Source organism: Marinomonas sp. MED121, assembly GCF_000153025.1.
In the GTDB taxonomy this organism is placed as follows: Bacteria; Pseudomonadota; Gammaproteobacteria; order Pseudomonadales; family Marinomonadaceae; genus Marinomonas.
Map to the genome: position 1 here is coordinate 1,552,357 of NZ_CH672429.1, position 24,750 is coordinate 1,577,106.

Sequence of the window (24,750 nt, forward strand, 5' to 3'; positions counted from 1 at the left end):
GTATCACTACCTCATGCATTGAGTGCTTTTGAGTAACTTGTATTCGCCTTTCAGCAAGTTTTCCGTCATCCAGTCAGTTAATATTCAATAGATTATTTATATTGAAAACCCAAATTAAATCTAAATATAAGATAGATTTTTGTTCCTTAGATAAGGTGAGTTATGAATTACGTTCAACTAGAAACCTTCTTGAGTGTGGCGAGTACTCGAAACTTCAATCGCAGCTCAGAAGAGCTCTGTATTACCCAATCAGCAGTCAGTACAAGAATTAGATCACTAGAGAAGTCATTAGGAGTAGAGCTATTCACGCGAGGTCGATTTGGCGCCGAGCTTACAAGCTCAGGTGTTAAGTTTCAACAGTATGCCATCAACATTTGTGAAGTATGGCGACAAGCACAGCAAGAGCTGGCACTACCAAGAGGCTATGAAGGGATTTTACGCCTCTCCACTCAATTTAGTATTTGGGACAAGTTTGTAAATAACTGGGTGATTGATATGCATGAGCAATATCCCAACATTGCCCTGCATCTTGAGTCGGATTACTCCATGTCCATGATGGAGCAGATCGTTGATAATCTGCTAGATATTGCCGTCATGTATCAGCCTCGTGTTTTATTAGACATAGAGATCATCAAGCTATTTGATGACAAGTTTGTCTTAGTGTCGACTCAAGCCTGCAACCTAGAAACGCTAGATAAAGAGAAGTATGTATACATCGGCTGGTGTCCTAACTTTCATAACGCTCACGCCTCACAAGTCCCTTTTCTCAAAGCCAAAGGCGTCACCATGGGCCTAGGTACTATGGCGATAAACTACTTAAAAGAGAAAGGAGGCTCTATGTACATTCAGGCTTGGCGCGCAAAAGAGCTCTTAGCCAGTGAGGAGTTTCACCTAGTCAAAGATGCACCTAGCATCTTACAACCGGTTTATGCCGTCTACCGCAAAAAAGCAGAAGACAATGAACTCTATGATGCCGCCATTAAGAGCTTACACTCGGTGGCAAAGAAAATAGGCACTGGCCATAGTGATATATGAATTAAGGGATCATTTTTTAGCCACAAAATTAAACAGGCTACTTAGTAAAATGAATAAAATACTGACCAGCACGACACCAGGCCATTGATAGAGCGCATAGGCCTTAACACCTGCCACTGAACCTATTGCACCACCGAGATAATAGCCAAGCATATAAAGACCATTTATTCTGCTTTGAGCCGCTGGATTAATACTAAAAACACGCACTTGGTTTGCCACTTGCGCACTGAAAATAGCAAAGTCGATTAGAATAATACCCACAATTAAGGCAATCAGGTTTCCAATAAAAACGCCTGTTATCACAAAGCCTAAAGCAGCAATTAGCAAAACCATCATGACTAATTTTTTAGAACCTAGAGTATTAACCCACTTTCCAGATGACTTAGCACCTATGACACCCGCGAGCGCGATAACACCAAATAAGCCCGCTTCTTGAGCATTGTAATTAAAAGGGGCATCACTCACGTAAATAGCAAGGGTTGCCCAAAGTACATTAAATGCCGCAAACCAAAAGGCACCTGCCAGTGTATAAATTTTGAGTGATTTATGGGTTTTTAAAAGTGCTAGCGTACTCTTAATTAATTGCAAGTAACCTAGGTTCGCTAGTGGCTTATTTGTCGGTAAATACATGCGTAGCAATACACCAAACAATACTGCTAAAGATGCAGACATAATGAAAACACTACGCCAGCCAAATTGCTCTCCAACAAATCCACTCAAGGTTCTTGATAAGAGAATACCTATCGTCAGTCCCATCATTAAAGTGCCTAGGGTTGCACCTTTTTGCTCAGAGGAGACTAAAGAAGCCGCAAATGGAATCAATTGCTGCGTAATATTGGCACTCACACCGATAAAAAAGACAGCACATAATAGAACCGTTAAATTTGGTGAGAGCACAGCAACTGCGCTAGCTAGAACAAGCAAGCAGGATAGAAAACCGATTAACCGTCTGCGTACTATTGAGTCTCCCAAAGGTGAAATAAAAAGTAAGGCAAATGCATAACCAAACTGAGCAAAAGCAGGAATGCTGCCTAATTCAGATCCTGCCAAGTTAAACTCATCCGCGATCAGGGGTAATATGGGTTGGCTGTAATATAAGTTTGCTGCGGTTGCTGCAATGGCACTGGTCATTAACAATAAAATGAACCTTGTTAATGCTTGGGGTTGTTTAACTTGCGTCATAGTTTTCTCTGCCTCTAAAAATATGCCGCTAGAATAAATTCTCTTTATCAATAACAAAAATGATATTATTTTATAGAATCTATACCAATTTTGTATTTATGGTGACTCTTGGACATTAAAACATTAAAAAGCTTTGTATCTGTGGCAAAGCATAAGAGCTTTTCCCTCGCTGCAAATGAGCTACATACGGTACAACCTGCCATTAGTCGTCATATTTCAGCACTAGAGTCTGAGCTAGGTATTAACTTGTTTAATCGCAACTCTAGAGATGTCGCCATTACTCAGGCAGGTGAGCAATTATTAAATGATGCTAAAGCCATACTTGCTCTCACTGAACAAGCAAAAGCACGTGCTGAGCTCGCTAATATGGGGCAACTAGGAACACTTAAAATTGCCTATCTAAGCTCGGCTTGTTTCTCATTTATGGCAGGCCTAGTTCGTACTTATAAATCGCATTTCCCACATATTCATGTATCTTTGTTTGAAATGTCAGTCACAGAGCAAATAAAAGCATTAGAAAGCGAAGAGGTCGATATTGCCTTTTCGCGCCCCTTACCCAGTACACTCAATAGTGAGTACCTTTGCCATGATATTTACATTGATAAACTAGTGGCTATTGTGAATAAAAATCATCATCTTGCCACCAAAAGCAAAGTCGGCTTATCAGAACTAAAAGCGGAACCTTTTATTATTTTTAATAGGGAGGAAGCTATTGGACTTTTTGACGAGATCATCATGCAATGCAAACAAGCAGGTTTTTCTCCCAATTTGGTCAGCCAGCCAAAGCAGATGCAAACCTTACTAACAGAAGTCGCAGCGGGGTTTGGTGTTGCCATTGCCCCCTTATGTATTAGCAAACTCTATAGCGAAGGCTGCCACTTTGTCGATTTAAAAAGCGTGACTACGCAAATCCCTCTACAACTACAATATAAGAAAAATCATAGTGCTGCAGTGAGCAAATTTGCTGAAATGACGCTAAATACTCAAGATCAAATACAACTCAGTATGATGAGTCACTAAGCCTAATCCCATCTTCAAAGTAAGTAACTTTCTATTTAAATAGCAAAGTTGGTCACCCTTACACACATTTGACAAAAGGTTATTCACTATGTGGATTCAAAAAGAAATTACCATTAAAGCCAAGTCTCGAGGCTTTCACCTAATTACCGATGAGCTACTGGCTCAATTGCCTGAGCTTAGAAAACTCAACATAGGTTTGATGAACTTGTTCATCAAACACACCTCAGCCTCCTTAACCATCAACGAAAATGCGGATCCAAGTGTGCGAACGGACATGGAATCTCACTTCAATGTGATAGCCCCTGAAAACGCCCCCTATTACGAGCATATTTACGAAGGTCCAGACGACATGCCGGCTCATATTAAAGCCAGCTTATTAGGTGCAAGCCAAAGCCTGCCTATCTCTAATGGCAAGCTCAACATAGGTATTTGGCAAGGGGTGTATCTGTGTGAACACAGGGACCATGGAGGTCCAAGAAAAATCGTGGTGACGCTGCAAGGAGAGTAACTCATTTCCCATAAGTGTCATTAGCCTTTCAAAAACGATTAAGGTTTGATCAGTCTCTAACGCCCTTTAAAAGTCACTGTATTAAAATCAATCCAGCCGTTAGCGAGTAGTTCCATGGGGTTTAACGTATCCGCTTGATTAAGCTGCTGCTGAACATGAAAAAGAGGTAAATAAATACCTTTCTCCACCAGCTCAGTTTCCATTTTGTTGAATAAAGCTGAGCGAGCGGCTTCATTTTCTTGCTGAAATACCTGCTCTAATTGATGATCACGCCACCGTCTTTGTGCTGAAGTAAAACACGCTTCAAGGGCGGAACAGCCTTTAAACCAACCTACCCAGCTGACATCCATTAGCGCTTCACTAAAAACTTCACCTGAGATAATGATATCTGCTTTTCTTTGAGTTTCATTGAGACTAAAAATGGGGAATTCTTCTACTTTATAGTCACAGACTAGCCCCAAATTATTGAGTTGTTCACAGTAATATTGGGCCATAGCGATATGCTGCGGTAGTGGATAAGTAAGTATCTGTAGACGGCTATCTGCTTGACTGGCTGTTTCTCGACGGCTTTCATCTCCAGCATTATGATTGAGAAATATCTTTTCTCGCAAAGCTTTTGCAACTTGCTTCGCTGTCTCTTCCTGTAGTTTAGGTAAAGAGTAAGGCGGCGCTTGAGGGATGGATAACATGCCTGTGGCGAAGCTTACTAACTCACCTTTATTTTTTAAAATATCCTTTGGAACGCCTAGGGCTTTTAGTAAGGACTGCAATAAAATCCGGCTTTCTTCACCCCCTAGACAGCGATTTCTGTTGGCGTTGATCAAGACATATTCACAGCCTTTTTCCCATTGAACTTTTTGTTCAAATTCAGGCCTTTGGTTCTCTTCTATTTCAACAAGTTGATGCGGATGCACTAGGTCACAATGAAGTTTAAACTCTTTTGCTTTATCACCTATATTCCAAATTTCAATGCCATCCACCCAAGGCCGAAGACCATGATATTGTTCAAAAGCAGTGAGTCTGGTTAACCAGTTATTTTGCTCAGTTAAGACAAAACTACCGCTGCCGATAATGTTTGTTTTCTCGTCATCCGTGACCTCTTTCGTAATACCTGCTGGGGTATTTGTGAGTAACGCAGGCAAATGCCCAGACAGTGATTGCATATGAAACACCAATCGTAACGGGTCTCGCACTTCCACCTTTTTGATACAGCTAAACAATTGGCTATTTTGATGCTCTGCCGCTTTTAGCCGATCAAAATGGGCTTTAACATCTTGCGCTTTAAGCGGACTAGCATCATGGAATTTAAGCCCTTTTCTCAAGGTGAAAAACCAAGTATTTCCATCTCGATTCCAATCAATCGCTAAATCACCTTCATAGGTGTTTTTAATTGAATCAAACCTGAGTAGATTACTGTATAAATAAGAGGTGATATGGCTTTCTGTGCGTCTGGCCACATAGACAGGGTCAAGGCAGTGTGTACCCCGATAAAAGGGTATTTGCAGTATATCCTGATTAGGGTTTTCACCTTCTTCCTTACTTTGATAACGCTCTATGTAAGACACTAAAAACGCGTCTCTTTGCGTCTCTTCAATCAGTAACAAAGCTTGATCTAGCTTATTTTCGCTAATCAAAACATCCGCTTGATCCTGTAGAACCTTATGCAAAGATTTGATCAGTTTGATGCGAGGTAAATTGCCACGGCCAATGCCTGCTTGCCATTCAATCCAACCTTCCTTTTCTAGCTTTTTTATAATGAGCTGAGCGTTACGACGTGTACAGCCTAGGGCTTGAGTCAATTCATCTAACGAGAGCTGAGTGACTTGGTTCAAAATTAATCGAGACCTTAAAAATGCCAGTGCTTTCCAATAATGCATAAAAGGTGAAATCCTTATCTTATCTTTCTATTTTTCTTCATCTTTTAATTTCGATAATAGAAGAAACCGCCAAACTTGAAAAGGAAGATAACAATGGCAAGCAGCAGCCAAGCCCAAAATGACACAACAAACAACCTGGATAACCAGATCGAAAATACGGCCAGCATATGGAAAAACAAGCGTTTTTTGATTCTATTTTCCAGTGCCTTTTTTGTCGCTTTTGGGGCAAAAATCTATGATATCGCCCTTCCCTTACTTGTCTATGAACTGACTCAATCAGCACAAATGATGGGGTGGATGCGAGCAGTTGAGTTTTTACCTAACCTCTTGTTAGCGCTCTTTATTGGTGTCTGGGTGGATAGGTTTAATAAGAAACGTTGGTCTCAATATATGTTGTTAGGCCAGATAGCCATGCTCGTCATCTCTTACTCAGCAGTACGCTGGCTTGATAACCCTCTCATCGCCCTTTTTCCCTGTGCTTTTTTGATGATGGCGTTTAACTATGGCTATCACAATGCCCGCATGGGAATGATGAAGAACGCGTTACCACAATCCTTACAAAACACAGCCACAGCTCGCATGAGTTCTCTCTACAGTTTGCTGGAGACCATAGGGCCTGTCTTATCAGGTGCTTTGCTACTTATGTCAGCGCTACATAACGTCTTTTTGTTAGTTTGCCTCTTTTACTTGATTGCTTATTTTCAACTTAATCGCCTTAAAACAACTGACACAAGAACACAGATTAAAGCCTCAATCTGGGCGTCCTTAAAAGACGGCTTTATCATTCTCTATCGTAATAAAAACATGTGGTACATCACCTTAGCGGTAATGGTCATCAACACCACGGGGGCTATCTTTTGGATACAGGCCATTTTCTACGCCAAAGCCACGCTAGCTCTGTCTCATCTAGAAATTGGTTATCTGGTTGCCGCCTCTGGCATAGGCGGATTGATTGGCTCTTTTACGGCAGATAGAGTTCGCAAACATATGGGTATAGGCTTGCTGCTGATTGTGTCTATTTTTCTAGAATCGATTGGTTTCATTATGCCACTTATCTATACCAATTCTTGGACGCTTTTATTCGCCTTTTTTTGGGTTAGCGCAGTCGGACTTTATGGCAACATTTGCATTTGGAGTTACCGACAAGAGGCCTTTGATGAGCATCAATTAGGACGCGTGACAGGCATCACAGGCTCTCTCTTTAAACTCTTGATGCCAGCAGGGCTCGCCAGTTCAGGATATCTGGTTACAGCCTATGGTATAGATATGATATTTATCGTGTGCTTTGTAGTTCAAGCCATCACTGCAGGGGCTTTATTTATGACGAGAGTCAGTTATTTGGAGTAGAGCCATATATGCTAACAAAACGGCTTCCATGAAAGGCGTTGAAGCCCAGAGTTGTGCAAACTGGGTGAAGGTTTCAAGTTTAGCTTACGCTACCGCCAAATGAAGACCTATGGCATTGGTCACCTTGTAGATGGTGCTCCACTTAGGCTGAGTCTTACCATTAAAGGTTTTATAAAGGCTTTCACGACTAAGTCCTGTTTCTGCAGCCACTTTGGCAACGCCCTGCTTTTTCACAAGGTGGCCTAATGCTGAAACAAAGACATTAGGGTCCTCGTCTGCCAAACATTCTCTTAAAAAAGTACTCACCTCTTCTTGGCTTTCCATATAATCAAACGGATTAAATGAACTTATTTTTTCAGACATGCTAACTCTCCAGGTCTGCTAGTAATTGATGCGCTTTTTCAATATCTTTACTTTGTGTGCCTTTGTGGCCACCGTACAACAACAAAATAATACGGTCATTACGCACAGTGAAATATATGCGGTAGCCTTTACCTACAAAAATTCGCATCTCCTGAATTGGCACACCGACACTTTTAACATCACCAAAGTTGCCATTTTCGACCCGCATAATACGCATTAAAATCGCTGACTTGGCATTTCTATCTTTCAGTTTTGTGAGCCACTTGTCGAAAAAGTCCGTTTTTTCTATTAAGTATTTCATGAAAAAATAGTAGCCTATAGGATACATGGTGTAAAGTGAAAATGGCTAACTTAAATATGCCCTCACTAGAAGGAACCAAATGTGTCATTTTGCAGCCTTTAAACTCTTGATTCAAAAAGGAAATATTATGTATGACTAAGGTGAGAGTAATTCAAGTCTAGCGCTTACAAACGTATCTCAATCCTTTGAAGAAGTGACTTCAAACTTTAAAACGAATACAAGGCTTCATTAAATCAAACCTTACCGGCATCTATTTAAGGTGCTGGTTTATTTCCAACATGGTTTGAAAATCTAATTTAATGTTTAAAGAATGGGTTAAGAAACCAGATGGTTTCCCCTTCGATTCAAGTGATACAGATTATAAACAACAAGCGTCAATATCAGTGAGACATAAGCAGTAAGGCGCCAAGTGTCTAGGGGCTCACGATATAGGTAAATGCCTAACAACATGCCTATCACAGGGGAAATAAACTGATATAAAGGTAAGATTTTAAAGTTAACTTTTTTAGCACCACTGACGAATAAGGCAAGAGGTGTCACGGTTAATATACCCAGTAAAAATAACGCTGAGAGTGATTCTATTTTGAGTGTCGTTAAGCTTGTGTCGTCATAGATAAAGCAGATGACAAAGGACACAGGTAGCATGAGTAAGGTTTCGTGTAATAAATTTTTGATAGGATTCAATTGGTATTTAGTATGCCAGAGCGCATACCCTAAAAATGAGAGGGCGATTCCAAGTCCAATTAGTGGAAATACACCACTTAGCAAACACTCTAGCAGCAATATAATTAAAGTAAGAGCCACACAGAACTTGGTACTTAATTGCCTATCCTTACCTAAAACTAAGTTAACTGATAAAAATAAAATCGGTAGGATCAAATAAGCGTAACTCGCTTCAATCACATAGCCTGATTTAATCGCGAACGCATACCCTCCCCAGTTAATTGAAAGAAAAACCGTTGGCACCATACTTCGCTTTATATCCTGAACCTTGATTCGAATTGGGGTAAACAGATAAGTCAGCACAAGCAAGGCAAAAAAAGCGCTCGTGATTTGCACCGTTAATAAAAATAAAGGGGAATATTCTCCTATGAAGAAAAAATACAGCGGAATAGAGCCCCAAATAAAGTTTGAAACGAGGATTTTAAGATGGTTTTGGAACATAGGTTTCTGAGCCTGCCATGGTCATCACACAAGCTTAAAAAGCAGTATGAAAGTGAAGCTTGAACAAGTGCTGTTTGGCACTTATTCATTCGTCATCAAGACTACAGATTCCTCGGTTCAATTACTCAGACAGCAGATGTCAGAAAATCAGACAAGTTGTTTCCAATACTTGAAAACAAATAGTGCTCTCTATTAAAGAGCAGGCATATGCAGGACCAGAAAATCGACAAAGCTTTTGACTCTTAAGGGCGTTTTATCTCGTCTTTGATAAAGCGCGCTTAAAGGGATGTTATAAGTCCAACCTTCAAGGCAAGTTTCTAGCTTGCCCTCAGTGATGTATTCACGACAGGTAAAGTCCAGCAAGGTTGTGACACCAGAGCCATCGAGGGCAAAAGAGAGAAGCATTTCATCCGAGTGACACATATGAGAAGGACCGATATCGACCAAAAAAATTTTACCTTGCTCACTGAAACTCCATTGATTACCTGTCCTACAATGACGGTAATTAATACAAGGTAAGGTTTTTAATTCATTAGGGTGAGTTGGTTTTTGTCGGTTTTTCCAAAAGCTTGGGCTAGAGACAACATGGGAAGCAATACTGAGTAATTCACGACTTATATAACTCGTATCTTCTAGGTCCCCCAGTATTAGCGCCACATCAATATTATCTTCCACTAGGTCACCAAGCTCTTGGCTAACCACAATATCTAAAACGACTTGAGGGTAGGCTTGTTTATATAAACTCAGTATTTGGTGGAAGTTTTTAGTATCTAGTACACTGGGAATTTGAAGGCGCAACAGGCCTTCGTGATTATCTGAAAAGCTCGATAACAAAGCATGGCTATCAAATAAAATCGTATTTAATTTTTGACAATGTACTAAAAGAGCTTCCCCTTCTTGGCTTAAAGCAAAGCTCCTTGTGGTTCGGTTTATCAAGCTGACCGAATAAAGCGACTCTAATTCAGCAATATGATTCGTTAAAGTACTACGTGACTGTCCTAGCACTTTTGCCGCCTTTGAAAAGCTACCTATGCTGGCAATATGATAAAAACTTTGCAGCCAAATACTTAGTTTAGCCTGTTTATCATAAAGATTATTCCGCATTTATACGCTCCTGTTAAACCACATTAGAGCGCCTGGTTTTAATCTTATTAATTCAATAAAAGATAAGGCGCCTTATATGAGCCAACTTTATATTTTAAATACTCATTAATCCATTAAACAAAATAGGAATGATTTTCTGATACTAAAATTTGTATCCAAAATGAATAGAGGGAAAGAGCTGCACCTTCTCATTTTCAAAACTGTCACCGTCACTCTCGACCGAGTTACCATCATAGAGCAAAATATCTAAGGCTAACCAAGGTGTGATGGTGAAATTATTATCTTTAACAAAACGATACCCTAGCCTTGGGGCAGTGGTGATAACAGTGCGCTCAAATACTTCTTTGCTCTTGGTATGGGTATAAGTGACATCAGCGACATTCAACTCCCAACCAACAAAAACACCTTGGTCATGATTAAAAAGATGATCGTATTTGATGCCTACCCCCTCAAACGCCATATCAAAGTTATCATTGCCATGAATGTCGTCCCCAGCCTCCAATTTAAATACACCGATATCAAAACGTTTATCACCAATGGTCTGTGCTAGATGCAGAGAGTAGCCTTTGAGTAAAAACGGCACAGGATCGATGGCTACTTCAAAACTATGGGCGAAATGCACGTTAAACAGCATAAACATAAAAGCGGCAACTAATCGCTTTTTCAACCAGTTTTTCATTTACACCTTCCTTACTTTTACGTTTCATACGTCCTGTCTATTCGAGCAAAATCTTACTTAAAAAGAGCCGTTTATAATAGAGAAAAACCTATTCAGATCTGTATAGAAACCATGCATAAACATTGATTTATATACGATTTTTACACTGATATGATAAGAAAGGTTTTGTTAAAAAGTAAAAAAGTAATATCTACACTCACCTATTAAAAACAGTGATTAAAAGATATCAATAAAAGCTTTTTACATTGAGGAAAAAATCTTAAAAAAGTTCTTAAGCAAGGACGCTTTCGTAGCGATATTAGAGTATTTTTTTGAAACGCTAGATCAGCAATATCAAAAGCAAATCAGTTTACTCTCGAACCTATTATTTTTAATAGTTGTTCTAGGCGGTCTCTATTTAAATTTGTTCCAATAATTCGGTCAGGTATAAGGATGCCCCTAACGTTAAACCCAACAAAGGCATCCACTTTCGTGGTAACTGTGCCATTAAGGATGCTTTTTCGCTGCTGTTGAAGTGCGAACGAGTTAAAGACTGCTTAGCAATGAAGTTGACCAAGTAAAGCCTTATTCATCCTGCTTTATACCTGAGTATCTAAAGGCTTCTTTGGTGAAGGCATCTAGCTCTTCATGGGTCATTTTATCGTGCACAACAACGATTCTACCTAGATATGTGTGTGGAATATCTGACTCTCTTTTTTGAATATGAAACTTAATGGATTCGGCTGTCGCAACCCCAAGATCATCACTCATTCGCATCGGCGTTGCGCCTAATTCACCCATTTTTATTTTTTCAATTTCTTTCGCTGTGCCTCCCCAACCCGTAACAAAAATATCAGATAACTTGCTCTCTTCAACAAGGGTGTCGAGAGCCCCAATTGTCATGGCGGTATTGGCATTATGGACCATTTTCACTTCCGGAAAGTTAGACAAAAACAGTTTTACGCCATCGGATCCGCCTAATTTTTGATACTGTCCAAAATGTTCATACATATTAAGCCAATCCGCTTTTTTCTCGACGCAATCAATAAAACCTTGAGAGCGTTGGGTATCCGTTATACCAGGAATCCCCCTATTGGCAGCAAATTCAATATTGTCACCCAAACGCTCAATCACATAGTGACAAAGCACCTCAGCCCCCATAGCACTTGAGAAATCAAACCAGGCATCAGGCTGATGTTCCCACCTTGGATTCGGAGTATGAAACGCCCAGATGAAGGTTTTAAATTGCTCTGATGCAGCCAGTTTTTGAATATTTACCGATTGAAGCGCAAGCTCAGAAGGTCCAAAAATCACAAAGTCGTAGGCTTTTTCGCTACTTAAAACAGCACGTGTATGCTGAGTTTGTAAGGCATGCTCAATCTGCCTAGAAGAGTATTGGTCAATCACAAAAGGTAACTTTAATTCCATTAAACGTTCTGTCATGGCCGTGTAATTACGCACCCAAAAATCAGAAATATCGGCACTTGGATAGATAATGGCAATACGAACGGGTTGCTGAATTTTGAGGTCAACCGGCACCGCTTGATCATTCACAGTCAGTTGAAATCGTTCAAGTTTTTCTTGCTCAGTCAGTTGCTTTGCTAACCCAGATTCGGCTAATTCATTGGCATTAAGACAAGTAGAAATACTTATTATAATCAGCAAAAAAACCTTACTAAAAGAGCCAAGAGCACGTATATACATGGTTTACACCAACTAAACAGAATGTGGAATATTCTTATCTTATACTAATAAAATTGATAATTTAAGCTTATATAAGATGATGCTAATCAAAAAAACGCTACTAATAATATTCGCTGTCTTAAGTTGCTATGTACCACAATCATTAGCCAATAATGTAGATACTGACTTTCTAAAATTTGCGACAAAGAAAGTAGAACAAGCGATAGACAGTAACCAAAAGTGGGATGGCCCAAAAGAAGGGCCTAAATTGGTGAGCAAAAAAAATATTATCTTCGTCGCATCTGATCTTCGAAATGGCGGCGTTTATGGTGTTGCAAAAGGGATATCTGAAGCCGTCTCCAACCTTGATTGGCATCTGAGATTTATTGATAGCCGCGGATCTGAGATTCGCCAAGGAGCCGGTTTAAGAGAAGCCATTAATTTTAAACCTGATGCCATTATATTAGGTGGGATTGATGCCCTCAGACACAAGGAAACATTACTTCAAGCAAACAAGCTTGGCATAGTCGTCGTTGGCTGGCATGCAGCCGAATTAGCAGGAAAAAACGAAGCCCTAGGACTCTATACCAACATCACCACAGACCCTTTAGAAGTAGCCGAAGTTGCCGCCCTTCTCGCTGTGGTGAATTCAAAAGGTAAAGCCAAAGCCATCGTTTTTACTGACCCAAATTATAAAATTGCCACGATAAAAGCCAACGCAATGGTGGCTACGCTCAAGCGTTGCTCTTCATGTAGCGTAATGGAATTAAACCCACTCCCCTTGGATCAAATTGCTGAAAGAATGCCCGCTACCTTAAATAAGCTTTGGCAAGCCTATGGTGAAGAGGTCACCCATATTCTAGCTATCAATGACCTTTATATTGACTACGCTATCCCCTCTTTTGAATCACGTTTAGAAGAGCAAAAAACCATCCCTTTAAATATCTCAGCAGGCGATGGCAGTAAAGCCGCTTACAGACGGATCAGCCAGCAACGCTTTCAACTGGCAACCGTACCTGAGCCCTTATATTTACATGGTTGGCAGATTATCGATGAGCTTAACCGAGCCTTTAACAACCACCCTCCTAGTGGTTACTCGACCCCTGTTCACTTGGTGATACCTAACAACGTAGATGAATTAATTAACAATAAAAGCACAGGGATATATGACCCCAAAAATGGATATCGTGAAACTTATTTAAACATTTGGAGCAGTAAATGAAGTTCAGAGATGTCACGATAACTCAACGTCTAATATTCTCTAATTTACTCTCTTTAGTCATTGTTAGCTTTGCCATACTTATGGTGATCAGGTCCCTTTATTATGTGGAATCTACCTTAAAGACTCAGGCCCATGAGCACCTAGCCGTTCTCACCGAGCATTCCGATATTAGTCGTCGTGTATTCCAATTAACGTCCAGGGTAAAGCTGCTGGAACAAACCTTCCTTTTTAGTGAAACCACCTTATCCGAAGAAGCCTTCCATATTGACTTGGAACTACAAACCCTTAGAGAGCTATCCACAAACCCAGTTCTCGCCAAAAGAATGGATGTCTTTATCGATAACTTCCATCGCTTTCTAGGCAGCTCACTGTCTCTTAATCGTATATTGAAAAAGACGGATCAAATTGATGAGTTATTAGCGTCGCAAATAGATGAATTAGAATTTCACATAGCTGATAAGAATTTACTTGATGCTAACGAGGGTGAGGATTGGAATGACTACAATAAACTTAGTCTAGTCGCTATGTTGCGTGAATCTTTTTTAATGACGGGGAAAATGGTCGGAAATATTCACAGCCGTATTACGCCAGAAACGGAACGAGTCTTGATCATAGAAGTAGAAAAAGAGTTAGACATACTACTTTTACATCTAGAAAACGTTGATACACAAACCCCTATGCTAAATACGCAAAAAAAGAAGATGAAGCGTACTTTGCAAAAATATAATGCGGCTCTTAGGCGTATAAAAGCTAATTTAGAACAACGTTGGGTTGTCATGGATGCCCTCGTTAATGCGCAAAACAATCTACTCTCTATGGTTGAGATCACCGAAGAAAAAGTTCAAGCTGAAGCGCTGGCATTAACCGATAGTTTAAAGAAAGAAATAGGTAAGTCTCGTTTTAACGCCATAGTCACTAGTATATTCGCCTTCTTATTATCCATTTTACTGATCAGTTTAGTGGTCAAAAAACACATACGAAAACCCCTTGATGATCTGAGTGAAGGGTTTGATCAAATTGAATCAAACGGCATCAACAAACCCATTGATTTAAATCGAAGTGATGAATGGAGCCATATAGAAAATACCTTTAATAAGATGGCACTGAGACTGTCGGATGCTTATTCAGATCTCAATGAAGAGAAGAAAAACTTTGACTTCCTTGCTCACCACGACCCACTCACAGGCCTAGCAAATCGACTTTTGGGCACCAAGAAACTCAATGCCAAAATAAAAAAAGCAGAAGAGCAAAATACTTGCTTCCTCTTAATCTATTTAGATATTGATGAGTTTAAAACCATTAATGATTCTTTGGGCCATACATCTGGCGACAACCTACTGATCAATGTTGCTAGAATTTTAGAAGAATTAGCCCAAAACATTGGCTTTGTCTCTCGTATGGGTGGCGATGAGTTTATGATTGTTGTGGATGATGTTGAAAGCATAAAACACGGTGAGCTCATTTCAGAACGTATCAATAAGTCCCTACGTAAAGCTTATTATATCGATGATAAGAGTGTTTTCGTGTCTGCTAGTATTGGGGTTTGTCAGTTCCCCGATCATGGTCACGATGAAGAGACCTTGATTAGAAATGCCGATACAGCCATGTACCATGCAAAACGCAACGGCAAAGACCAATATCGTATTTATGTGGATAAAATGACACTGGAAGTGACCGATATTATTGAGACTAATGTCGGCCTTCGCCAAGCGATCAAAAATGATGAACTGGTGGTTTTTTTCCAACCTAAAGTCGACCTAAACAGCAAACATGTTACTGGTGCCGAAGCCTTAGTCAGATGGCAGCATCCTAAATTAGGGCTACTACAACCTGTCGACTTTTTAGAGATAGCTGAGAAAACAGATCTTATTGTAGATATTGATAAATGGGTGTTTAGGAAGGTCGCTTCTTTAATCAGCCAATGGCAAGCTGAAGGCGTTAACCTCGATGGCATTCACTTCTCAGTAAACTTTTCAGCACGCATGTTTTATATGCCTGACCTAGCAGATCAATTAAAAAATATTCTGGATCAAACTAATTGTCAGCCTCATCAGCTTATTTTAGAAATTACCGAACGAGACATGATGCGTGATTTTGTCACCTGTGTGCACAACATAGAGATCCTCAGAGCCCAAGGTTATAAAATTGCTATTGATGATTTTGGTACAGGTTATTCGTCACTTTCTGTCGTCAAAAACTTATCAGCCGATTACCTAAAACTGGATCGTAGCTTTATCCAAGACTTAGACACCTCGCAACTTGATTATGAAATTACCAACGCTGTTTTAAAACTCGCGAGAATTCTAAATTTGTCTGTCATTGCAGAAGGTGTCGAAACACAACAGCATTTAGATAAACTCATCCAATTGGGCTGTAAACGTGCACAAGGTTACTACTTCTCCAAGCCGTTACCTGTGACGAATTGGTTAGAATACTTTGAAGCGAATCAAGGAGATAAGTAACTAAACCTAGCCAACCTAAAAGCCTTAGCCGAGCGACTAGCTAGTTAAAGAACCGAAATAGTGCATCCCAAAAATCCCAAACATATTAATGAGATAAATTGGTGCGCCTATTTTTTGAGATCATATATAAGCGCCTCTAAAACATTAGAAATTACGAATATAATTTTTTAACTTCACTAACCCCCTCTAAAATTTACTTCGTTTTTAATCACTTAAGTTGATTTTCTAGAACTTTATTCCATTTTTTCTCTATTCGGCATCAAACCTGCATTCATACAACTCAAATGTCACATTATAAGAGTATGTTTAAGCACTTAACCCCGTTCAAAAAGAATTAAGAGTCGAACCACTATGGAAGAAATTCAACCAACACTCGATATTATCTGGATCATGATTTCTGCTGCTCTAGTCATGTTTATGCAAACAGGTTTCACAGCATTTGAAGCAGGTCTTACCAGAGCAAAAAACTCCATTAATGTTGCAATGAAAAACATGACAGATTTTGTCGTTGCCATCTTTGCATTTTGGTTTATTGGGTATGGTTTAATGTTTGGTAGCGATACTTTGGGCTTGTGGGGAACCAGTGCTTTTATGCTTGAAGGCCTAAGTGAGCCAAGTGATATTGCCTCTTTTGTATTTCAGGCTACCTTTGCAGGCACCGCAGCGACAATCGTCAGTGGCGCTGTTGCTGAACGAATGCAGTTTATGTCCTATGTTGTTGTTTCTCTTATTTTAACAGCTGTTATTTACCCGATTTCAGGACATTGGATATGGGAAAGCGGTGGCTGGTTAGCTGAAAAAGGCATGATAGATTTTGCAGGCTCTACCGTTGTGCACTCTGTTGGGGCTTGGGTTGGTCTAGCTGGTGTTATCATGCTTGGGCCTCGTATCGGTCGCTTTGATGCTGAAGGTAAGGCAAAGAAGATTCATGGTCATAGCCTTATCTTGGCTGTTATTGGTACCTTTATTCTCTTCTTCGGTTGGTTTGGCTTCAACGGAGGAAGTACGCTTGCTGCAACCAAAGACATTGCAGGTATTATGGCAAATACCATGTTGGCAGCATCAGCGTCTGCCATTATGTGCTTTGTTATTGCAGTTTCTAACAATAAAAAGACCATTGACATTGAAAAAATTCTAAGTGGTGTCATTGGCGGCCTAGTTGGTATTACGGCAGGTTGCGCGGTCGTTACTCCCAGTGGGGCCATTATTATTGGTTTAGTGACAGGTGCGATTGTCTACTTTAGTGAAGAGATGATGCTTCATGTATTTAAATTAGATGATCCGGTCAACGCTATTGCAGTCCATGGTGTTGCAGGTGTTGTAGGAACCTTAATGTTGGCGTTAGTTGCTCCTATTGAAAATTTAAACAATGTCAGTCGTTTTGATCAATTCACAATTCAATTAACCGGTGTCTTGGTTGTATTTGCTTGGTCCTTCTCAGCAGGCCTCATTATGTTTTGGGGGCTAAAAGCTTTTAATAAACTCAGAGTGGATCCAGAGCACGAAAAAGAAGGCCTGAATATTGTTGAACATGGTGCCACCAGTGGCATTATTGAAACCCTAAGTGCAATGCAAGAATTCGTTAACGCTCACAGTAATCCCGATGCAATTGCCGATTTGACAAAGCGTCTTGAGGTTGAAAATGGTACAGAGAATGGCGATATTGCTGTAATGTTTAATAGGCTTCTAAGCCAAGTTGAACAAACCTATTCGAACTTTTCTCAAGGAGTGGAAAACTTAAAACACCATACCAACAATATGAACCTAGATTCATCTGATATTAGTTTGGCCGTGCAAAAGCAATTAGCAGATATTGCAAACATCACTAAGTCCACCGCAGAGTTGCATGACTCACTTCACAACTTTGCAAACCTGACCATGGACATCACACAAAGGTCAAATCATGTTAAAAGTAGCTCTTTTGAATCATTAGAAATGATTGAAGAAATGAAAGCTATGATGCTTGAAATGCAATCTAAAGCAGATGAAGCCTACGATATAATGCAAGCTCTAAGACAGGACAGCGATCAGATTATAAACATTCTATCTGGTGTCCAAGAGATCTCAGAACAAACAAACCTACTTGCTCTTAATGCAGCCATAGAGGCTGCACGCGCTGGAGAGAGCGGTCGTGGGTTTGCTGTCGTGGCCGATGAAGTACGCCAACTATCTAGTAAAACCAATCTGGCAACACAAGAAATCAGCGTTGTCATTGACAGTCTGCAAAACAGAACAACACATGCAAATAACTTAATGGATGATAACAGATTAAAAGTCAGAGAAAGTAACAACTTAATGAGCCAAACGATAGAGCGATTATCGAGAAGTAACGATGAAATAATCAAAGTACAGAGTGCGAATAGTATCATTAATGAAATGGCCCAAAGTGAAAAAGATAATATTTCTCAGCAACTAAGTGCCGTTGAAGACATCGAACATGCCTGTACCACTAATCTGAATAAGATCTCCTCCATTGAGAGCTCAAGCCTTGAGCTAACAAATGTGTCTAAATCCTTTGAAGATGTAACTTCAAGCTTTAAGACCAGCACAAGACTGCATTAAAACTTCACCTTACGTCAGCACCTATATTAGGGTGCTGAGCGTCTGAATAGTTAATTATGCTGATGTTCATTGGGAAGTGTTTAACACAAACTTAGTTAGATTCTAGCCGTACAAAGAATGAGAAAGCGCTGTTTTTATAATCATAATTTTTGATATACAGAGATTCTATGACATCTCGAAATCCATGAATTTTCCCGCGTTAGCCAATCAAGCTTTGTATTTAATACCCATTAGAAAGTGACATAAACTAATGAGGTGAAGCATGAACAATCAAGAACGAATCATAGAACTTGCTAATGAAAGGTTGAAAGCCCGAGACCAGAACGGTGATGGGAAAATTTCGAAACAAGAATTAAAAACCTTTTACACTACAGATCACGAACTGAGAGAGCACTTTTCTAATCCTGACTTGATCGCTATGGCTGAATATTACTTTCATAAACTGGATCAAAACAACGATGGCTTTATAAGCCTAAAAGAGTTGATGTAGGCCAAAAGCACTAAAATGAGTGGTCATACCAAGGAAGGTTAGGCCCTAGTTTTAAAACGGACTTATCATAGCAATGAGACTCTCTTTTTTAGCCTTGCTCCCTCTACCCAATAATTTGATGCTTTCCATGTTCTCCTATTAACTTACTGTTATACTCCCGCCATCGCACGTCCTCCTGATCTGCTCCCTATCGAGACCTATTTTATGTCATTCGCTAAACTTGGACTAAGCACCCCTATTCTGAATGCGGTTGCCAAGTTGGGTTACACCCAGCCTACATCTATCCAAAAACAAGCCATCCCAGCCATTTTACTGGATAGAAACCTGTTAGCAGCGTCTCAAACAGGGACAGGTAAAACCGCAAGTTTTGTCTTACCCCTATTAGAAAAGCTTTTCCGTAATCGACGTTATAACGGCCAAACTAAGGTCAGAGGAAAACGTGTTCGCATCTTGGTGTTAACGCCAACGCGAGAACTGGCCACTCAGGTTGAAGAAAGCATCGCAGAGTATGGCAAAGAGTTAGATTTTACCTCAATGGCACTTTATGGCGGTGTTGATGAAGTCCCTCAAAAAGAGCGTTTAATTGAAGGTGTCGACTTTTTGGTTGCAACACCTGGCCGCTTGGTTGACATGGTCCACCAGCGCGCACTACATTTTGATGAAGTTGAAACCTTAGTACTAGACGAAGCCGATAGAATGCTCGACATGGGCTTTATCGATGACATCTATAATATTATCGATCGATTACCTGACGATAGACAAAACCTGTTATTTTCCGCGACTTTAAATGACCATGTTCGCAATTTATCTACCACCTTTTCAGGTGTGGGTATGGAAAACAAAGAATTTTATGATGACCTTTTAGAGATCAACATCTCCCCTAAAGAAACCTCAGCATCAAGCATAGATCAATGCTTGATTACCGTAGATAAAGATACCAAGTCTGCCCTTTTGAGCCATTTAATCAAAGAGCAAGAATGGGATCAGGCCCTTATCTTTATTGAGAAAAAACACGGTGCGGCTAAGTTGGTTAGCCAGTTAGAAAAACGCGGTATCAAAGCAGATTGTATCCATGGGGATAGAAGCCAATCCATGCGTGAAAAAGTCCTCGCTGAGTTTAAATCGGGTGAGCTTAAGTACCTTGTGGCAACCGGTGTTGCAGCACGAGGCATAGACATTGGCGACCTAACGCGCGTGGTTAACTATGATCTACCTTTCAAACCAGAAGAATACATCCACAGAATTGGCCGAACTGGCCGTGCTGGCGCTGCGGGTGAAGCTGTTTCTTTTGTCGCTATGGGAGATTTTAAGAACCTATGTGCGATTGAAAGTCGCTTAGGACATATTATAAAGCGTAAAGAAATCGAAGGCTTCCCTGTACGTAAAACTGTGCCTGTTTCTATCTTGAATTATGTGCGTAAAGCGAACCGTCCTGATGCTGAAGGTAAACAAGCACCTAGCAAGGATACACAGCCAAAAAGCAACAAAACAGCTAATACTAAACCTGAGAAAAAAAGAGCCCCAAGGCATAAATAATTTGTCATGAAAAAAACAGACAAGAAACACGAAAAAGCCATAATCACAGCCCTTACTAAGGTCTGTGACCAAGCCATGGAGACCTTTGAGGGTTTCCAATGGCTAACCCACCAAGTGGATTTCAATGATATATCTCGCTCCATCAAGGTGACTTGTGTCTTTGAAACTCGCGCTCAGGTAAGCCATTTTATAGGTAGCCCGACAGGTGGAGAAAAGCGAAAAGAAATGAGCCGGCTGATTCAGTCTGAATTAAAACCACTCGGCATCCAGTTGCAAGATAGCTTTAAGCAAATTAAATTTGATAGTGAAGAGGCCTGTCTTGAAGAACACCAAGGTAAATGGAACCATAGGCTAGGAAACCTTTAAAACACTAACAATGGGAGGAACACATGAGTCACATCACAGATGTCTGGTCAGCTCACTCCCATTCTAATGGCAGCATTTTAATTTTGCCTGATGGCTGTCGTGATCTCATTATCAAGACCCACCAAGTGAATAATCGAACTCATCCTTCTTTGTGGTTTGTTTCCCCTCTATTTGAACATACTCAAGCGGTTCAAACTCAAGCAAACACCCATACTCTTGGCTTTCGTTTAAAGCCTGGCGTGAAGATAGAGCAAGAAAAGCTCGTCAAATATATGCCGCTTTTTAAGCTTGATAATGAAGCCATTAGCCATGATGAAAAAGCCATTAGCCAGGATCAAAAAGCCATTAGCCAATTGGAAGACATGCTTAATGAAGTCACGTCTATCAAGCCCTGTGTGGAAGAAGCACTGACATCCTTAGCCAGCGATTTATTCAATGTTACCCAAGCAGCAAAACAACTCGGCATGAGCACTCGCAGCTTACAACGTATGCTCATCAGGGAAACAGATAAAAGCCCTAGCTACTGGCTCCAGTTAGCCAGAGCACGCAAAGCAGCCAAGCACTTAGGCCAAACAAAGACCATGGCTGACACCGCTGTTTTATATGGTTATTCGGATCAATCCCATATGTGTCGAGAGTTTCAACATTGGTTTAAACTTAGCCCAACACAACTGCTCAATAACCCTATGTTAATGGCCCAATTAGACAGTACAGGTTATGGTTTTGATCTTTTCTAAATTCAAATAAACTTATCAGCGAAGATGAACTTCGAAACCTAAAGAGCAACTGGCGAACACAACTCCACCAAGAAACCATTTAAATCTTTCACATAAGCTGTGGTTTGACCCCAAGGCATGGTTTCCACATCCTGAACCAAACTCGCCCCAGCCGCTAACGCCTTAGTTAAAGCTATTGGTACATCTGTGGTCTCAAACGCAATTTCAAAACACGCATTTAAGTCTGCTTGTGTTCCGGGCTTTTTACCCAGAGAGGTCATCAAGGCTAAGGACGAAAATGACAATTTAGTATTGCCTGTCACTAGCTCACCATAATCACCACTTTCATGCAGCATAGCCCTATTAAGGCCAAATGCAGCCTCATAAAAAGCCAAGGTTTCAGATACATTCTGCACATATAAAATTGTATATTTAAAAGTTAGATCTGCCATATTTCCACTCCATTAAACTGCTTAATAACCAAGGCTAAGCACTAGAAAATTACTAAAAAAGCAGTGTGTTAGGGCCTAATCTTGTCTTTCACTTCTTCTTAAAAGAGTACAGCTTAGCTAGGTGTATTAAGGCTGTCTTGAAGATATGCGACAGCAGATTATTTTCATCATCCTCTTGTATTTCTTTTTAGTTTGCATGTAAACTAATTTTAGTTCATATACGTACTATTTAATTTTTAAGGATCTTTTAAGTTTTGGATAAGCGTCTCTTTTTTCTACTTAGCATGGCTCAACGCAAGCTTTTCAATCACCTAGATAAAGTATGTGAGAAAGAATTTGAGGCATCAGTGACTCAACTTGCTGCCCTTTTATATTTGGTGAAGCACCAAGGCTGTTCTCAAAAAGAATTAGCAAAAGCCATATGTTTGAATAAGTCTGCTATCACTGGGCTCATCGCACGGATGGAAAAAAATGATTTCGTTGAACGCATTACTGACACCGAAGATGCGAGAGCGATGAAGCTTTTTCCCACCCCTATTGGTGCCCAAAAAGCCAAAGACTTAATTCCCTATATTGACCAGTTAAATGAATTGTTTAGTGATGAATTCAGTAAAGAAGAAATCCAAACCGTGCTGAAGTTTTTAAACTTTATTATCCAGCGCTTTTAACCAATGTCTAAAGGAGCAAGCTTTGCTCTGATGAGAGATCATGATGGAAACAAAAATTTTAGAAACCACGGCAGGCCATTCAATTACCGCTCAAATATTCTCTCCACAAGGAGAGAGCAAAGGGGTTTGTATCATTGCCACAGCAACCGGCGTGGCCCAGCATTTATATAATGATTTTGCCAACTGGCTAACTGAGCATAATTATACGGCTGTTACCTTTGATTATGATGGTATCGGCCAGTCGATTGATCGCCATGTTAAATACTGCAAAAGCGATAAATTAAGCTGGGCCAAACATGATTGCCCTACGGTTTTAAACTTTGTAAAACACGCTTATCCAGAGCAGAAGATCACTTGGATAGGACACAGCGTTGGCGCTCATATGCTAGGTTTTATGGAAGACACCCATGCCATAGACAAGGCAATTACTGTTGGTGCAGGTACCGGCACTTGGTGGTATAACGCCAAACCCACTAAACGTGCAGCTTGGTTTTTATGGTACTTTCTTGTGCCTATTGTGGTGCCTCTCATGGGCTATTTCCCTGGAGATAAACTCAAGATAATGTGTAACTTGCCCAAAGGTGTCATCATGCAATGGCGTCGCTGGTGTTTAAAAGAAGATTACGCCATTGGCTATGAAGGTGACTGGCTAAAGGAGCGCTTTGCCAATACCAAGATGCCAATTACTGCGTTTGCTTTTAGTGATGACGATATGATGTCGATGAAAAACATCACCATGCTACACAGCTTTTTTACTGGTTCAAAACAAAGCATGGTAAAAATCACACCCTCTGATATCGGGCAAAAACGCATTGGTCATATTGGCTGGCACAAAGAGAGATACCGTACCCTTTGGGATAAGTACTTTTTAAATGCGCTAGAATCATAAAAGTAATCCAGATGCTAATTTGAAATCTAGATGCTATTTTGAAAGCCGTTTCAAGAGACTTAGCTGGTCTTGACTTAACCCCTCTTGAAGCGCTTTTAATCTCTCTAATAAAACACCTTTCTTTAATGCAGATGCCTCAAGCTGAGCTTCATTTAATAAGGCGTAAATTTCAATTTCTCTGATCAAGAGTTTTGCCTCGAACTCTCTTGCTATGTCATTGGCATGAGATAAATACATAGCTGCCTTGCTATTCTGCATTGCCATAGCCAAACGTCCACGAATCAACCAAGCGATAGCGAGATCATAGGGTTGTTCTAACTCACTGATAATGTCGATCGCACGAGCGACTAAATTGTCTCTCACGATCCAAGTTAAACTAGGTTTGAGACTTTGCTTTAACAAAAGGCGAAACAAGACAGGCTTGTGACCTTTTAACGTAAGTTCTCTACTTAAGGTTTCGAACTCAGCATACTCTAGGCTGGTCTGAGGTTTATCTGCTAACAGGACCATCAGCCTGTCATGGCTAAAAAGTGGTACATCCAATAAAGGCCCTTTTAATGATGAAGCATCTTCATCAAGAGCTTTCAAGACAGTTTTGTCTTTGGCCATTAAATGAGCCGACTGCAATTTATCAATTCTGTGCTGTAACTGGGTCCTTAAACTCTGTACTAGGTCTTGCTGATTAGCCACATAAAAGCGCTGGCTGCTCTCTAACTCAGTTTGTGCCTGCTCAAGTTCACCTTGTCGATAGTGGATAAGGGCTAACCAAAAATGAGCAGATTCTAAAATTGCAGCTTCTTTATTGTTATTCACAAGCTTTCTAAATACAGACTCTGCCACTTGCCATTGCCCTAGTTGGTATTGGCTGATCGCCTGATAAAGCACGGACCAAGTATGGCTTTTATCAATCTGCATTGAGGCTTTGAAATAATACTGAGCTAACACATAACCATCCGTTTGTAGGGCCTGTAAACCTCTGGCAAAGTCATGCATGGCACTAGGTACATAGGCATACGCATCTAGTTCGGTAAGTTGGCTATTTGGTCTTATTTCACGAAAGATCTCACTGGCGACATCCGGCATGGAGACAGCAAGATCCAGGCGTTTTATCTGCTTTCCTTCCTGCTCACCCTCTGCAGTAATCA

At 40.3% G+C, this 24,750-nt stretch carries 23 protein-coding genes; 13 read left to right on the top strand and 10 right to left on the bottom strand.

Features of this window, described 5'->3' with window-relative positions; all coding sequences use genetic code 11:
* Positions 1-162: 162 nt before the first annotated feature.
* Entirely contained in the window at positions 163-1,035 is an 873-nt protein-coding gene (locus MED121_RS07050) for a LysR family transcriptional regulator (protein ID WP_009832960.1), read from the top strand.
* 9 nt (positions 1,036-1,044) lie between these two features.
* On the opposite strand, the gene MED121_RS07055 is transcribed toward MED121_RS07050, so the two are convergent.
* Positions 1,045-2,217, bottom strand: coding sequence for an MFS transporter (locus tag MED121_RS07055; protein ID WP_009832961.1), 1,173 nt, complete (start codon positions 2,215-2,217; stop codon positions 1,045-1,047).
* A 108-nt stretch (positions 2,218-2,325) separates the two neighbouring features.
* Here MED121_RS07055 and MED121_RS07060 point away from each other — a divergent pair, with 108 nt between their 5' ends.
* Both MED121_RS07060 and MED121_RS07065 read left to right on the top strand, forming a co-directional pair.
* Positions 2,326-3,237 carry a LysR family transcriptional regulator gene (locus MED121_RS07060; protein WP_009832962.1) on the top strand — a complete coding sequence of 304 codons (912 nt, stop codon included), beginning with the start codon at positions 2,326-2,328 and terminating at the stop codon, positions 3,235-3,237.
* An 88-nt stretch (positions 3,238-3,325) separates the two neighbouring features.
* Positions 3,326-3,745 (top strand): secondary thiamine-phosphate synthase enzyme YjbQ, encoded by a 420-nt coding sequence (locus MED121_RS07065; RefSeq protein WP_009832963.1) that lies wholly within the window; start codon positions 3,326-3,328, stop codon positions 3,743-3,745.
* A 56-nt stretch (positions 3,746-3,801) separates the two neighbouring features.
* On the opposite strand, the gene MED121_RS07070 is transcribed toward MED121_RS07065, so the two are convergent.
* Positions 3,802-5,622, bottom strand: a complete 1,821-nt coding sequence (locus MED121_RS07070; protein WP_009832964.1) for an ABC transporter substrate-binding protein — start codon at positions 5,620-5,622, stop codon at positions 3,802-3,804.
* 93 nt (positions 5,623-5,715) lie between these two features.
* On the opposite strand from MED121_RS07070, the gene MED121_RS07075 reads away from it, so the two are divergent.
* Positions 5,716-6,969: an MFS transporter gene (locus tag MED121_RS07075; RefSeq protein ID WP_009832965.1), complete on the top strand. Its 1,254-nt coding sequence runs from the start codon at positions 5,716-5,718 to the stop codon at positions 6,967-6,969.
* Between the two features lie 84 nt (positions 6,970-7,053).
* On the opposite strand, the gene MED121_RS07080 is transcribed toward MED121_RS07075, so the two are convergent.
* From MED121_RS07080 to MED121_RS07105, 6 genes are all read right to left on the bottom strand, one after another.
* Positions 7,054-7,332 carry an addiction module antidote protein gene (locus MED121_RS07080; protein WP_009832966.1) on the bottom strand — a complete coding sequence of 93 codons (279 nt, stop codon included), beginning with the start codon at positions 7,330-7,332 and terminating at the stop codon, positions 7,054-7,056.
* Between the two features lies 1 nt (position 7,333).
* Entirely contained in the window at positions 7,334-7,633 is a 300-nt protein-coding gene (locus MED121_RS07085; RefSeq protein WP_009832967.1) for a type II toxin-antitoxin system RelE/ParE family toxin, read from the bottom strand.
* Between the two features lie 315 nt (positions 7,634-7,948).
* Complete coding sequence (locus tag MED121_RS07090; protein WP_009832968.1) at positions 7,949-8,797, bottom strand: hypothetical protein; 849 nt, start codon at positions 8,795-8,797, stop codon at positions 7,949-7,951.
* A gap of 192 nt (positions 8,798-8,989) precedes the next feature.
* Positions 8,990-9,901, bottom strand: coding sequence for a LysR family transcriptional regulator (locus MED121_RS07095; protein ID WP_009832969.1), 912 nt, complete (start codon positions 9,899-9,901; stop codon positions 8,990-8,992).
* 142 nt (positions 9,902-10,043) lie between these two features.
* The gene (locus MED121_RS07100) at positions 10,044-10,580 is read right to left on the bottom strand and encodes a hypothetical protein (protein WP_009832970.1); all 537 of its coding nucleotides are present in this window, start codon (positions 10,578-10,580) and stop codon (positions 10,044-10,046) included.
* A 564-nt stretch (positions 10,581-11,144) separates the two neighbouring features.
* Positions 11,145-12,263 carry a substrate-binding domain-containing protein gene (locus MED121_RS07105; protein ID WP_009832971.1) on the bottom strand — a complete coding sequence of 373 codons (1,119 nt, stop codon included), beginning with the start codon at positions 12,261-12,263 and terminating at the stop codon, positions 11,145-11,147.
* 76 nt (positions 12,264-12,339) lie between these two features.
* Between MED121_RS07105 and MED121_RS07110 the strand changes: the two genes are divergently transcribed.
* The 7 genes from MED121_RS07110 to MED121_RS23640 all read left to right on the top strand — a co-directional run bounded on the left by MED121_RS07110 (position 12,340) and on the right by MED121_RS23640 (position 21,617).
* Positions 12,340-13,464 carry a substrate-binding domain-containing protein gene (locus MED121_RS07110; RefSeq protein WP_009832972.1) on the top strand — a complete coding sequence of 375 codons (1,125 nt, stop codon included), beginning with the start codon at positions 12,340-12,342 and terminating at the stop codon, positions 13,462-13,464.
* Complete coding sequence (locus MED121_RS07115; protein ID WP_009832973.1) at positions 13,461-15,926, top strand: EAL domain-containing protein; 2,466 nt, start codon at positions 13,461-13,463, stop codon at positions 15,924-15,926. Before MED121_RS07110 ends, MED121_RS07115 begins: the two co-directional genes overlap by 4 nt.
* Before the next feature lie 351 nt (positions 15,927-16,277).
* Complete coding sequence (gene amt / locus MED121_RS07120; protein ID WP_009832974.1) at positions 16,278-18,488, top strand: ammonium transporter; 2,211 nt, start codon at positions 16,278-16,280, stop codon at positions 18,486-18,488.
* A 262-nt stretch (positions 18,489-18,750) separates the two neighbouring features.
* Positions 18,751-18,978, top strand: coding sequence for an EF-hand domain-containing protein (locus tag MED121_RS07125; RefSeq protein ID WP_009832975.1), 228 nt, complete (start codon positions 18,751-18,753; stop codon positions 18,976-18,978).
* Positions 18,979-19,182: 204 nt separating this feature from the next.
* A complete protein-coding gene (locus MED121_RS07130) occupies positions 19,183-20,514 on the top strand; it encodes a DEAD/DEAH box helicase (RefSeq protein WP_009832976.1) in 1,332 nt (443 codons plus the stop codon).
* Positions 20,515-20,520: 6 nt separating this feature from the next.
* Positions 20,521-20,880 carry a hypothetical protein gene (locus MED121_RS07135; protein ID WP_009832977.1) on the top strand — a complete coding sequence of 120 codons (360 nt, stop codon included), beginning with the start codon at positions 20,521-20,523 and terminating at the stop codon, positions 20,878-20,880.
* A 23-nt stretch (positions 20,881-20,903) separates the two neighbouring features.
* Entirely contained in the window at positions 20,904-21,617 is a 714-nt protein-coding gene (locus MED121_RS23640) for a helix-turn-helix domain-containing protein (protein WP_009832978.1), read from the top strand.
* A 38-nt stretch (positions 21,618-21,655) separates the two neighbouring features.
* On the opposite strand, the gene MED121_RS07145 is transcribed toward MED121_RS23640, so the two are convergent.
* Complete coding sequence (locus MED121_RS07145) at positions 21,656-22,048, bottom strand: VOC family protein (protein ID WP_009832979.1); 393 nt, start codon at positions 22,046-22,048, stop codon at positions 21,656-21,658.
* Between the two features lie 254 nt (positions 22,049-22,302).
* Here MED121_RS07145 and MED121_RS07150 point away from each other — a divergent pair, with 254 nt between their 5' ends.
* Together MED121_RS07150 and MED121_RS07155 are read left to right on the top strand one after the other, a co-directional pair.
* Complete coding sequence (locus MED121_RS07150; RefSeq protein WP_036178914.1) at positions 22,303-22,716, top strand: MarR family transcriptional regulator; 414 nt, start codon at positions 22,303-22,305, stop codon at positions 22,714-22,716.
* A gap of 40 nt (positions 22,717-22,756) precedes the next feature.
* On the top strand, positions 22,757-23,605 hold the full coding sequence (locus tag MED121_RS07155) for an alpha/beta hydrolase (RefSeq protein WP_009832981.1): 849 nt from the start codon (positions 22,757-22,759) through the stop codon (positions 23,603-23,605).
* A 33-nt stretch (positions 23,606-23,638) separates the two neighbouring features.
* Here MED121_RS07155 and MED121_RS07160 read toward each other — a convergent pair.
* Positions 23,639-24,750: tetratricopeptide repeat protein (locus tag MED121_RS07160; protein WP_036178916.1), on the bottom strand; the 1,112-nt coding region annotated here is incomplete at its 5' end.

Coding starts and splice junctions, on each gene's coding strand:
- MED121_RS07145 (WP_009832979.1), bottom strand. CDS start 22,048: ATGGCAGATCTAACTTTTAAATATACAATTTTATATGTGCAGAATGTA.
- amt (WP_009832974.1), top strand. CDS start 16,278: ATGGAAGAAATTCAACCAACACTCGATATTATCTGGATCATGATTTCT.
- MED121_RS07080 (WP_009832966.1), bottom strand. CDS start 7,332: ATGTCTGAAAAAATAAGTTCATTTAATCCGTTTGATTATATGGAAAGC.
- MED121_RS07095 (WP_009832969.1), bottom strand. CDS start 9,901: ATGCGGAATAATCTTTATGATAAACAGGCTAAACTAAGTATTTGGCTG.
- MED121_RS07105 (WP_009832971.1), bottom strand. CDS start 12,263: ATGTATATACGTGCTCTTGGCTCTTTTAGTAAGGTTTTTTTGCTGATT.
- MED121_RS07135 (WP_009832977.1), top strand. CDS start 20,521: ATGAAAAAAACAGACAAGAAACACGAAAAAGCCATAATCACAGCCCTT.
- MED121_RS07055 (WP_009832961.1), bottom strand. CDS start 2,217: ATGACGCAAGTTAAACAACCCCAAGCATTAACAAGGTTCATTTTATTG.
- MED121_RS07075 (WP_009832965.1), top strand. CDS start 5,716: ATGGCAAGCAGCAGCCAAGCCCAAAATGACACAACAAACAACCTGGAT.
- MED121_RS07125 (WP_009832975.1), top strand. CDS start 18,751: ATGAACAATCAAGAACGAATCATAGAACTTGCTAATGAAAGGTTGAAA.
- MED121_RS07100 (WP_009832970.1), bottom strand. CDS start 10,580: ATGAAAAACTGGTTGAAAAAGCGATTAGTTGCCGCTTTTATGTTTATG.
- MED121_RS07130 (WP_009832976.1), top strand. CDS start 19,183: ATGTCATTCGCTAAACTTGGACTAAGCACCCCTATTCTGAATGCGGTT.
- MED121_RS07070 (WP_009832964.1), bottom strand. CDS start 5,622: ATGCATTATTGGAAAGCACTGGCATTTTTAAGGTCTCGATTAATTTTG.
- MED121_RS07065 (WP_009832963.1), top strand. CDS start 3,326: ATGTGGATTCAAAAAGAAATTACCATTAAAGCCAAGTCTCGAGGCTTT.
- MED121_RS07155 (WP_009832981.1), top strand. CDS start 22,757: ATGATGGAAACAAAAATTTTAGAAACCACGGCAGGCCATTCAATTACC.
- MED121_RS07050 (WP_009832960.1), top strand. CDS start 163: ATGAATTACGTTCAACTAGAAACCTTCTTGAGTGTGGCGAGTACTCGA.
- MED121_RS07085 (WP_009832967.1), bottom strand. CDS start 7,633: ATGAAATACTTAATAGAAAAAACGGACTTTTTCGACAAGTGGCTCACA.
- MED121_RS07115 (WP_009832973.1), top strand. CDS start 13,461: ATGAAGTTCAGAGATGTCACGATAACTCAACGTCTAATATTCTCTAAT.
- MED121_RS07110 (WP_009832972.1), top strand. CDS start 12,340: ATGATGCTAATCAAAAAAACGCTACTAATAATATTCGCTGTCTTAAGT.
- MED121_RS07090 (WP_009832968.1), bottom strand. CDS start 8,797: ATGTTCCAAAACCATCTTAAAATCCTCGTTTCAAACTTTATTTGGGGC.
- MED121_RS23640 (WP_009832978.1), top strand. CDS start 20,904: ATGAGTCACATCACAGATGTCTGGTCAGCTCACTCCCATTCTAATGGC.